Consider the following 10930-nt stretch of genomic DNA (forward strand, 5'->3'; position numbering starts at 1 on the left):
TTTACCTGTTTGGGATAGGTTTAAAGTATAACTTTGAGTTGAGGTTTTTAGCTATCTGAAAACGATAAGCTTTTAGATAGAAGGAAGATATAACGGAACTTCAGGATGGATATCGAGCAGACACACGAACGAACCCAGACAAGGATTAAAGCAACAACAGATTTATACGGACGATCGCGGCTGGCAGATCCCCAGCAACAACGGGCGGCTTTGGCGGCGATTCTCCAAGGAGAGGCTAACGCCAACGATCGGTCGCAGATGCAAGGTGACTTTGCTCAAACCTTAGCGGTTCACCAGTGGCAACGCCTTCAACCCAGCAGACTGGAGATCTTTCAAATCAATCTCGGCAAGTTGTGCAACATGACGTGTAGCCACTGCCATGTCGATGCAGGCCCCACCCGCACGACTGAGAACATGGATCGATCGACGATCGATGCCTGTTTGCAAGCTCTAGATCGAACGGATGCTCAGACGGTCGATCTCACCGGGGGTGCGCCCGAACTGAACCCGCATTTTCGCGATCTCGTGGATCGCTGTGTCGCACGGGGCAAGCATGTCATCGATCGCTGTAATTTGACTGTGCTGCTGTTGCCGCGAATGCAGGATCTGCCCGCATGGCTGGGCGAGCGGGGTGTTGAGATTGTTTGTTCGTTACCGCACTATCAGCAGCAAGGAACCGATGCCCAGCGCGGCGATGGCACGTTTGAGAAATCGATCGAAGCGTTGCAGCGATTGAATGCCGTGGGCTATGGCAAGGGCGATCCTCAGCGACAGTTAGTATTGGTCACAAATCCGTTGGGAACTTGCCTCGCGAAAAACAATCCTTGCATCGAAAAAGAATGGAAAGCCGGATTAGAGCAAAATTATGGCATTACCTTCGATCGCTTAATCGCCCTCAACAATATGCCGATCGCGCGGTTTCTGGAGTGGCTCGAAACATCAGATTGCTTACAGACATACATGGAACGTCTCGTGAATGCCTTCAATCCCAGCACGATTTCAGGATTGATGTGCCGAAACACGCTATCTATTTCCTGGGATGGTCGCATTTTCGACTGCGACTTTAATCAAATGCTGGATTTAGATGCCCAACAGCCCGATGGTCATCGACCCCATATTCGTGATTTTAACCCCACGCTGCTTGCCCAACGCGAGATTGTCACCGGATTTCATTGCTTTGGCTGTACCGCTGGATCTGGGAGTTCTTGCAGCGGCGCGATTGTATAAAACAACACCTTAACCCTATGCTGCCCTCAATCTTTACCGAACCTGCCGTTCAACCCTTCGATCGGTACAACCAGGCATTACTCGCTCAGGTGCATCCCCCCGATTGGGTCAATCCCGAACCCGCTCCGCTTTACGATCTCGTTGTGATTGGGGCTGGAACGGCTGGACTAGTCGTTGCGGCTGGGGCAGCCGGATTGAAACTGGGATTGAAAATTGCGCTGATCGAGAAAAGCCTGATGGGGGGTGATTGCCTAACTTTAGGCTGTGTGCCCTCTAAAACGGTGATTCAGTCGTCGCGAGTCGCTGCTACGATCCGCAATGCTGCACCGTTTGGCATTCGTCCACCCGAAGAAGCTGTAGATGTTGATTTTGCAGCGGTGATGGAGCGAATGCGGTGGATTCGAGCCGAGATTAGCCCTCATGATTCGGCAAAAGAATTTAGTCGTCAGGGCATTGATGTGTTTCTGGGCAATGCCGCATTCGTAGATGAACAGACCGTCGAAGTTGACAATCGGCTGCTACGCTTTAAGAAGGCAGCGATTACCACAGGTGCCCGTGCCGCTCATCCCAACATTCCTGGGCTGGCGGATGCCGGATTCCTCACCCATGAAACCGTTTTTTCCTTGGTCGATCGACCAGTGCGTCTAGCGGTAATTGGCGGCGGCCCGATTGGTTGTGAGTTCGCGCAAGCCTTTCAGCGGCTGGGTAGTCAAGTAACCCTACTGCACAAAAATGAGCACTTGCTCGATCGTGAAGATATCGATGCCGCCCAAGCGATCGAGCAACGCTTCTTACAAGAAGGTCTAAACGTTCTGTTAAGTAGCACGGTAACACGCGTCGAGCAGACGGATGCTGGCACAGCGATCTACTACGAGCAGCAGGGCACGACTCACACTGTTATTGTCGATCGAATTTTAATCGGTGCAGGACGCTCCCCGAATGTAGAAAAACTCAACCTAGAGGCAGCGGGTGTTAACTATGATACTTCTGGCGTTGTCGTCGATGATTATCTTCAAACCACTAACCCGCGCATCTATGCAGCAGGCGACATCTGTATGAAGTGGAAATTTACTCACGCCGCTGATGCAGCAGCCCGCATTGTGATTAAGAATGCTCTATTTGCGCCATTCGGCATCGGACGCAGCAAGCTCAGCAGTCTAGTTATGCCTTGGGCGACCTATACCGACCCTGAGATTGCCCATGTTGGACTTTACGAGGCAGAAGCTCAAGCCAAAGGACTAACCACTGAGACAATTCACATTCCGTTCTTAGAAGTCGATCGGGCATTAACCGATGGCGAAACAGACGGCTTTGTGAAAATTCTGCTGCGACGAGGCTCAGATCGGATTCTGGGAGCAACAATCGTCGCGAGTCACGCAGGCGATCTAATCAGCGAAATCACACTTGCCATAGTCACAAAGCAAGGACTTAAAGCACTCTCTCAAGTGATTCATCCCTATCCAACCCAAGCCGGGGCAATCAAGCAAGCGGCTGACGAGTACTATCGCCAAACCTTCGTCAATCCCACCCTTCAGTTACTGTTAAAGCTGGTCACAAAATTCAGTTAGCTTCTTTAAATCAGCGAATATCCTCGTAGAACTGCTTGAGATATTCTGTGGAGACCCCAACCCCCCATAGCACACCAATGTAAAGGTAGATCGCGGTTGCTTTCCATGCTCCCCAATGAGCAACGCGACGATCGGACGACTGAACAACGCGATTTACCTGTCGAATTCGCCCTTTTTGTACCAACCGTAAACACAAATCCCCATCTTCCATAATCGGAAGTGTCTCATCAAAGCCACCGCACTCCCAAAACTCAGCCCGACGACAAAACATCACTTGATCCCCAAATAAAAGGCGCAATCCTTTGAAGAACAAATGGGGTCTAAACAGCAAAGGAGCATAGTAAGTTTTGAGATAATTGTGCAGTGAAATTCCCCAGCGAGTCGTTTGCGCTCCAGTCATCAGCGAAATAAAGCCGCCACAGACAACGGCTGAATCTGCTAATAGGGGTAAAGACAAGATACGCGCAAAAGTTATCACCACCGCAATTTGTAGAACAAACCTACCTCAAAAAGCTAAATTAACCTGCTCTTCCAAAGCCGATGGAATAGTATCAAGATCGACCAGATAATCACCAAAACGCTTGATATGACGAGTTAAATAAGGACTCAGCGCAGCTAAATCTTCCGGCGACCAAACAACCCCTTCCCGTTTAAGCTGAAGCAACACATCAGTAAGATCGACCACATTACGGAAAATCACCGCATTGGCAACTAGATCGCCATACTTGACAATCTTCTCTTGCTGTTCGGGGTCATTACTCGCAATCACCATTTCCCCTCCAAAGAAAAACCATTTAGAAAATCCATTGTAGGCTTCAACTTTATTAGTTGTAGCCGTAATCTTTTGCCGTAACTTCTGGTCAGAGATAAACTTCAATAGAAAGATCGTTCTAATCACTCTACCCAACTCTCGGAATGCCTGATAAAGCTTATTCTTACGACTATAGTTACCCAGCTTTCTGAGCAATATATCTGAAGAAATTCGACCAGACTCAATCGAAAGAACCACACGCATTAAATCCGACCAATGAGTTTTAATCAACTCCCAATTAATCACCCCTTTAAACAAAGAATCGATATGCTGATAAACTGTCTCTGGTTCGGGACGATAGAACACTAAATCTTGCCAATTTCTAATCCGAGGCATTAGTTCGATACCTAATAGATAAGAAAGCGCAAACACTGGAGTAGACTGTCCTTGCGTGTCAGCATGGATAATCTGCGGTTGAACATCAGATTGATTCTTCAATAATCCTTCAATGATATAGACCGCTTCCCAAGTCCCGCAAGGAATAAAGTGACTGAACAAAGCTATGTAAGTATCAGCAACATGGTGATACGCAATGCCCCCATAACCACCATAGCGAATGTGATACTCCGAGATTAAATTTTGCTCGTATAGATCGTATTTCGTACCATCAGCCGCCGCTGTTGTCCCATCACCCCAGGATTTAGTTAATGGCATCACATTGTAACGATTGATAATATCTACCAAAGCAGCATTTAGACTCTTTAAACTAATGTGCCGCTGATTGACAAAAGTAAGCATTCTCGGTGTAACAATACCTCTCATATGACGTGCTGCTTGGGTTGCACCCAGATTACATCCATAGGTAAAAGTTGTTAATAAGTAGCGTTCTACTGCCCGTTCTAATTTTGGATCGGAGCCACTCAATGGGCCAAAATGTCGGGTAAAATTTGTCCAATAGTCTACATCTTTCAAAATATCAATCAGGTTCCGTTCGGGCATTCTTTCCGCGATTAAAGCCTCTAATTTTTTGAGAGAATCAGTCTCAGTTTGGGCTGCCGAACGTTTTAAAACAGCCTCACCGTCTTCACCAATTACCATTGCGGTACTGTTGGGATAACCTAAATCCACGTCGGCTGCTGTTTGAGTCAAAAGACTTTTGAGATTTTCGACAAAATCATCAGGCTGATTTGGCAATCCCAGTTGTTGACAATACGGTGTCACTAATGGCTGACAATCTGACCAAGAAAGTAGCTGTTCTCGATAGTCAGCGTAGGCTTCACTGCCCAAGACATAAATATCTCCAGATTTAAGTTCAGCCGCTAAATAAGAAAAAATACAAACCTCAAAGTGGCGGCGCATTACTTTAGTACCATTTTTATCCTTAACCAACACCATTTTCTGCCATTGCTGCGAAGCAAAAGATAGATCGACTTCATCTTTAATCCACTCGCCCCTGCGATGGAAATTAGAGCGCAATATTTCTACAGCTTCTACCAACTTACGATCGCTACTGGTAGATTCTATTCTTAGAGCATTAAATATTCGATAAAATGTGCTACGATGACTTTTGTAAAATCGCCACATTAACGGTAGATGATTATTGCCCTGATAGGCATTAATCTCTTCACACTCGGTTAACAGATGTTCGACCCCTCCTGTTTGGGTGAAGATCTCTTGTAACTGTTCTAATGAGTTGGAATGATCTGCCTCTACATTGAAAATGTGCAGAATATTAGTCACGACTGATACTAACTTTTCAGTAGTTGCTTGCTGCTTTTCCTTAATCGACTGTAATTCCTCAGTTGCCCGAATAGAAATCTTCTTCATTTGTTTGAGGAACATTTCTACTAGGTTGTCGCGGGTTTGCACTTGAGCCGAATAAATCAGACAAAGGATTAAAGTTAATCGTTTAGGTAAATTAATATCTTTCATCTCTGAAGCAGTCAGAGCCTTAGCCTCAGATGTAAAATGTTTAATTTTAGACTGAGTTAAGCCCTTTAATAAAGGAGCAATTTCGCCAATTGTTTCTAACCAAATTAAATGGGCGATGAGATCGTTAAGATGATTTCGAGTCGAGCGGTGTGGGAGTTTTTTGAGATCGTTGTAAGAACTGCGCTCGACCGATGAGTGAGCTTCTAACAGATCCTGTAATTTCTTAATGTATTCAGCATCGAGTTGACTGACTATCTGGGAGAATAACTTTTGATTGACTTCATTCTTTAAATGACTAACTAAGCGATCTAAAGTATTGAAGCCAGGTAGTTGATAGCAATTTTTGATTAACTCTTCAATTGCGACGTTAATCAGATCGGCTGGATTGTCCATCCTCAAGGCTGATTCCTCGACAGTTTTGGTAATTAACTCTCTACCTTTTTGATTGAAAGGTATCACTTGGAGATAAGCCCGAATTGCTTTTCTATGTCGCGACAAGGTTGGTGGATATTTACAGTTCAAACCTATGTCTTCGGGCAGATCTAGAACTGAATGAATGTATTCGATAATTGCGGCTGGGATGTCTGCTATTTGAGGGAAATAACCTAATCGCTGAAATACTTTGAGTAAAACTATCCAGGTAAAATAGTTGTCCTTTCCAGTTGTGGCTTGTCGTGCAAATGTTCTCTCTACCTGCGTCGGACTATAAATTTCTTCGAGTTCATGGGCTGTGTAGTATCGTTTAAATCTGGGGTAAGCTGTCCGTTCGATTGATGCCACTGAGAAAGGAAAAGATGATCTTTTCAACTGTCGAGTTGCCGTATTATCGCCTTTTGACGGTTCAATCTTTCCAAAACGATTCAAACCGTTGCGGGGACATCTGTGTGTAGCGCACCGTATGGTGAATGTTTTTGTGTCCTAAATAGTCCTGAATCGCTCTCGTATCATGCCCTTGGGCGGCTAGATAATAACCACAGGCATGGCGTAATTGATGGGGATGGACTGGTGCCCCTAGTCCCGCTAAGACCCCTGCTCTGGCTACTAAATGACGAATGGTTCTGGTGGATAGGGGAGCTTTCCGCTCCGAGACAAATACATACTGGGTTTCGGGATACTCTCGTTGAATTTGGCGCAATGCTCTCAATTCAGGTGCGCGGAGTGGGTGGATGCTATCGTGTCCATGTTTGACACGATGAATTTCAATATATCCTTCAGTCAGGTCTACTTGTGACCATTTCAAGGCGACTAATTCTGCCGTCCGCAGTCCGTGTCGAAACATCAGTAAGATGATTGCTGCATCTCGAATACCATGCCTTCCAACTTTTTTGGCGGTACCAATGATTGCTTCAACTTCTTTGGGACGCAAGTATTCTCTGTCTCGTTCTGAAGTCTTTTTGACTGGGGGAAGAACGCGAGAATTAGACTTTGCCGAAAAGGGAAGTTGGGATGGGTCTAACAACATCTGTCAAAACCTCCTGACAATGCTCCTATTCCTATTCTACTTTGCCTAGATGGAGACAAACTAGGCAATGTTTGGTCAGTATCGATCCCAACCTACTTTACAAAACTTTACACTGGTGATAACTTTTGCGCGTATCTCGTCTTTATCCCATCATTGTCTCCTGTTAAAATCTTGACATCGACTCCATTGCGCTTGAGAGCTTTGAGGGCTTGGGCGGCGGAATCTTTGGGCGGATCGAGAAAGGCAATGTTTCCTAATAAAATCAGATCGCTTTCATCAGCGATCGCACAGTGAGATTGCTCTATTGGAATCGTCTTGTATGCCACTGCAATGACCCGTAGCCCGTCGGAGTTGAGCTTTTGTTGCAGATCGGCAACTCTAGTATGAACGGAGTCATCGATCGGCAAAATCTTATCATCAACTTTGAGCTGAGTACAGACTTTGAGGACTTCTTCGACTGCACCTTTGCAAATGAGTACATGGTCTTTTCCCGTTTCGGCGATAATCACCGACATCCGCCGCCGCACAAAGTCGAAGGGAATTTCATCAAATTTGTGGTAATCTCTGTCGATATCTAAAGAGGCAATTTCTTGTTTGCGTTCTAATACGGCGACATCTAATAGATTCTTTAATCCAGTCTGATAGAAGCTATTGAGATAGGCATATTTGAGCACATCCAAACTTTCCTTACCATAGGGATCTAAATGCCGTTGTAAAACGATCTTGTCTTGGGTTAAAGTACCTGTTTTATCAGTACAGAGGATATTCATCGAGCCAAAATCTTGAATCGCATCGATGTTTTTGACAATTACCTTTTTGTCAGACATTGCGATCGCTCCTTTTGCCAAATTTGCGGTTACAATTACAGGCAACATTTCAGGAGCTAATCCCACTGCTACAGACAAAGCGAAGGTGAACGCCTCTACCCAATTGTGCTTGACGATGCCGTTAATTAGAAATACGAGCGGAGCCATAATCAGCATAAAGCGCAATAGCAGCGTGGTCACACTATTTACAGCTTTATCAAAACTGGTGCGGACTCGATTGCCACCGAGGGTTTTCGCTAATGATGCTAGATAAGTATGACTGCCAGTTTCGGCGACCACAGCGGTGCCAGAACCGCTCACTACAGTGGTACCCATAAAGCAGAGATTGATTAGCTCTAGGGGGTTTTTCTCCTGATTGTCGATGAGATCTACGTGTTTTTCGGCGGGGAGAGATTCGCCTGTGAGTGTAGATTGACTCAAGAATAAATCCTTGGCAGCAATCAACCGGATATCGGCGGGAATCATATCTCCGGCTGATAGAAAGACAATATCTCCAGGTACCAGCAACTTTACCGCAATTTCTGTTCCAGTGATACCTTGTTGCTCTTTTGGTGCGGTAGCTTTACTGTCGCTCTGGCGATTCACCGCTGCTGTGATGCTCACCATTGCCCGCAGCTTTTCGGCGGCTTTATTCGATTGAAATTCTTGAGAAAACCGCAGTAATCCACCAAAAATTACCATGATGGTAATGATGAGGGCGGCTGTGGGACTTCCAGTTAATAGTGAAACGATCGCCAGTACGATTAGTAATAGTGAGAGGGGATTAGTCACCGTTTTCAGCAGTTGGACATACCACTTCAGCGGTTTCTCGCGGGCGATCTCATTCAGCCCAGATTTTGCCAACCGTCGCTTGGCTTCAGTCTCAGTTAGTCCTTCTAGAGTGGTGTCAAATAATTTTAGAACTCCATCTACATCTTTCTGAGCAATATCTATAAGTGCATTGGATGAATCTACAGAATTGGTATTCCGGCTGGAATTATTCATAAAGTAATTTAATTTAGGTTATTAAATTGTTGGAATTTCTAAAGTTATTAAGTGCTGAGATCGATCTTAGGGTTATACTGTGAGGATCTTGTGGTGTCGCTATATATTGAAGTAGTGAATTGTGAACAACAAAGAGCGAAAATAATGGCTCAACTGATTTTGGTTCGGCATGGTCAGAGCCTCTGGAACGCGCTCAACAAGTTCACGGGATGGGTGGATGTACCCCTGAGCGAACGCGGTCGTGCTGAAGCGACAATCGCTTCCTGTCGGCTCAGTGGTTATCGGGTGAATGTCTGTTTTACTAGTAAATTAATTCGGGCAATTGAGACAGCAACCATCTGTCTGACCGAAAATGATGGTATCTGCGGTGGCAAAATTCCGATTATTAAACACGAGCAACCTAATCCAGATTGGCGCGGCTGGGACAACTACGATGGTAATCCGGCGGAAGAACTACCTATTTTTACAAATGCTGCCCTCGATGAGCGGTTCTATGGTGATTTGCAGGGTTTAAATAAGGCGGACACCGCTGCTAAGTACGGCAACGAACAGGTGCAAAAGTGGCGCAGATCTTACAGTGTCCGACCACCTGGTGGGGAGAGTTTGGAGGATACCCAACAGCGGGTGGTTGCTTATTTCAACAGCCGGATTCTGCCCCATTTACGCGCAGGTGATAACGTCTTAATTGCCGCACATGGTAACTCGTTGCGATCGATTATCATGATGCTTGACGGGTTGAGTCCAGATGAAGTGACAGCACTAGAACTAGCAACGGGTGTACCGATCGTCTATGAGCTTGATGCTGCTGGAGGATCGATTGCTGGCGCAGACGGCAAGCCGTTCGGTAAAAAGATTCTAAATGATTGACGCTGAATCGATTACCTCCGGTACGCTACGAGATCGATTCAAATCAGTCCATCTTTTCTTGCCATAAACAGCATCAGATCGATAACCCGACAGGCATAAGCCCACTCATTATCGTACCAAGCCACCACCTTGAAAAAGTTGGCATTTAAACCAGTCCCTGCGGTGGCATCAAAGATACTCGAACGAGGATCGGTGCGAAAATCCATCGACACAACTTTATCCTCGGTATAGCCCAAGATGCCATTCAATTCCCCCGCCGCTGCCGCTTTCATCGCCGCACAAATATCTGCATAGGTGGTGGGTTTTACTGTCTTAAAAGTCAGATCGATGACTGAAACATCGGCAGTACCCACCCGAAATGCCATCCCGCTCAACTTTCCCTTTAATTCAGGTAATACGAGCGCGACTGCTTTTGCTGCGCCAGTTGAGGCGGGAATGATATTCTGAGCGGCTCCCCGTCCGCTCCGCCAGTCTTTTTTACTGGGGCCATCGACAGTAAGCTGGGTGGCAGTCATGGCGTGAACGGTAGTCATTAAGCCTTCGGCGATCCCAAAGGTGTCGTGCAAGACTTTGGCAACTGGAGCCAGACAGTTGGTTGTGCAGCTTGCATTGGAGATAATTTCATCTGTTGCCGGATCGAATTCCTGATGATTGACTCCCATTACCACCGTCCGAATCTTGTCGGGGTCTTTGGTTGGGGCTGAGATAACTACTCGTTTTGCTCCAGCTTGAATGTGTTTTTGGGCACCCTCATGGGTAGTGAAAAGTCCAGTAGATTCAACTACATAATCGGCTCCTAATTTACCCCAAGGGAGTTCTGCCGGATCTTTAATTGCCAGACAGGATACAAAGCGATTATCGATCGAGATGCCATCAGGCTGGGCTGCAACCGTGCCTTGATATGTGCCGTGGGTGGAGTCGTATTTGAATAGGTAAGCAAGGTTATCGGCGGGAACGAGGTCGTTCACACCGACTAATTCTAATTCAGGATGCTTGAGGGCAATCCGCGCCACTAGTCGTCCGATTCGCCCGAAGCCGTTAATACCAATTTTGAGTGTCATTTTAAGTTAATTCCTGAATCTAAATTTCATTTTCACAGGTCTGTTTCTGTTCGATTTGCGTGATATTTGCTAATGTCACTTCAGCGATCGCCTGCATTGCATCTTCAGTAAAAAATGCCTGATGTCCGGTAATCATCACATTAGGGAAAGTCATCAATCGAGCAAAGGTATCATCCTGCATAATTCGATTCGATCGATCTTCAAAGAATAGTGCTGACTCTTGTTCATAGACATCTAATCCTAATGCGCTG

General features: G+C 45.9%; 6 protein-coding genes and 3 pseudogenes. 3 read left to right on the plus strand and 6 right to left on the minus strand.

Annotation, left to right across the window (positions count from 1 at the left end; genetic code table 11):
• Window positions 1–105 precede the first annotated feature (105 nt).
• On the plus strand, window positions 106–1227 hold the full coding sequence (gene arsS, locus ACEW9J_RS15625) for an arsenosugar biosynthesis radical SAM (seleno)protein ArsS (RefSeq protein WP_373546039.1): 1122 nt from the start codon (window positions 106–108) through the stop codon (window positions 1225–1227).
• Between the two features lie 17 nt (window positions 1228–1244).
• Window positions 1245–2795, plus strand: coding sequence for a mercuric reductase (locus ACEW9J_RS15630; protein ID WP_373546040.1), 1551 nt, complete (start codon window positions 1245–1247; stop codon window positions 2793–2795).
• Window positions 2796–2805: 10 nt separating this feature from the next.
• Here ACEW9J_RS15630 and ACEW9J_RS15635 read toward each other — a convergent pair.
• The 4 genes and pseudogenes from ACEW9J_RS15635 to mgtA all read right to left on the minus strand — a co-directional run.
• Window positions 2806–3237 (minus strand): annotated as a pseudogene (locus ACEW9J_RS15635) (glycosyltransferase); the annotation flags it as partial.
• 63 nt (window positions 3238–3300) lie between these two features.
• Window positions 3301–6258 carry a Tn3 family transposase gene (locus tag ACEW9J_RS15640; RefSeq protein ID WP_373546044.1) on the minus strand — a complete coding sequence of 986 codons (2958 nt, stop codon included), beginning with the start codon at window positions 6256–6258 and terminating at the stop codon, window positions 3301–3303.
• 61 nt (window positions 6259–6319) lie between these two features.
• On the minus strand, window positions 6320–6940 hold the full coding sequence (locus ACEW9J_RS15645; protein ID WP_373546041.1) for a tyrosine-type recombinase/integrase: 621 nt from the start codon (window positions 6938–6940) through the stop codon (window positions 6320–6322).
• 116 nt (window positions 6941–7056) lie between these two features.
• Window positions 7057–8751 (minus strand): annotated as a pseudogene (gene mgtA / locus ACEW9J_RS15650) (magnesium-translocating P-type ATPase); the annotation flags it as partial.
• Between the two features lie 144 nt (window positions 8752–8895).
• On the opposite strand from mgtA, the gene ACEW9J_RS15655 reads away from it, so the two are divergent.
• Window positions 8896–9618: a 2,3-bisphosphoglycerate-dependent phosphoglycerate mutase gene (locus tag ACEW9J_RS15655; protein WP_373546042.1), complete on the plus strand. Its 723-nt coding sequence runs from the start codon at window positions 8896–8898 to the stop codon at window positions 9616–9618.
• 38 nt (window positions 9619–9656) lie between these two features.
• Here ACEW9J_RS15655 and gap read toward each other — a convergent pair whose 3' ends face one another.
• Both gap and ACEW9J_RS15665 read right to left on the minus strand, forming a co-directional pair.
• A complete protein-coding gene (gene gap / locus ACEW9J_RS15660; protein WP_373546043.1) occupies window positions 9657–10679 on the minus strand; it encodes a type I glyceraldehyde-3-phosphate dehydrogenase in 1023 nt (340 codons plus the stop codon).
• Between the two features lie 19 nt (window positions 10680–10698).
• A pseudogene (locus ACEW9J_RS15665) lies at window positions 10699–10930 on the minus strand (2-hydroxyacid dehydrogenase); the annotation flags it as partial.

The organism is Chamaesiphon sp. (assembly GCF_041737865.1).
GTDB lineage: Bacteria > Cyanobacteriota > Cyanobacteriia > Cyanobacteriales > Chamaesiphonaceae > Chamaesiphon.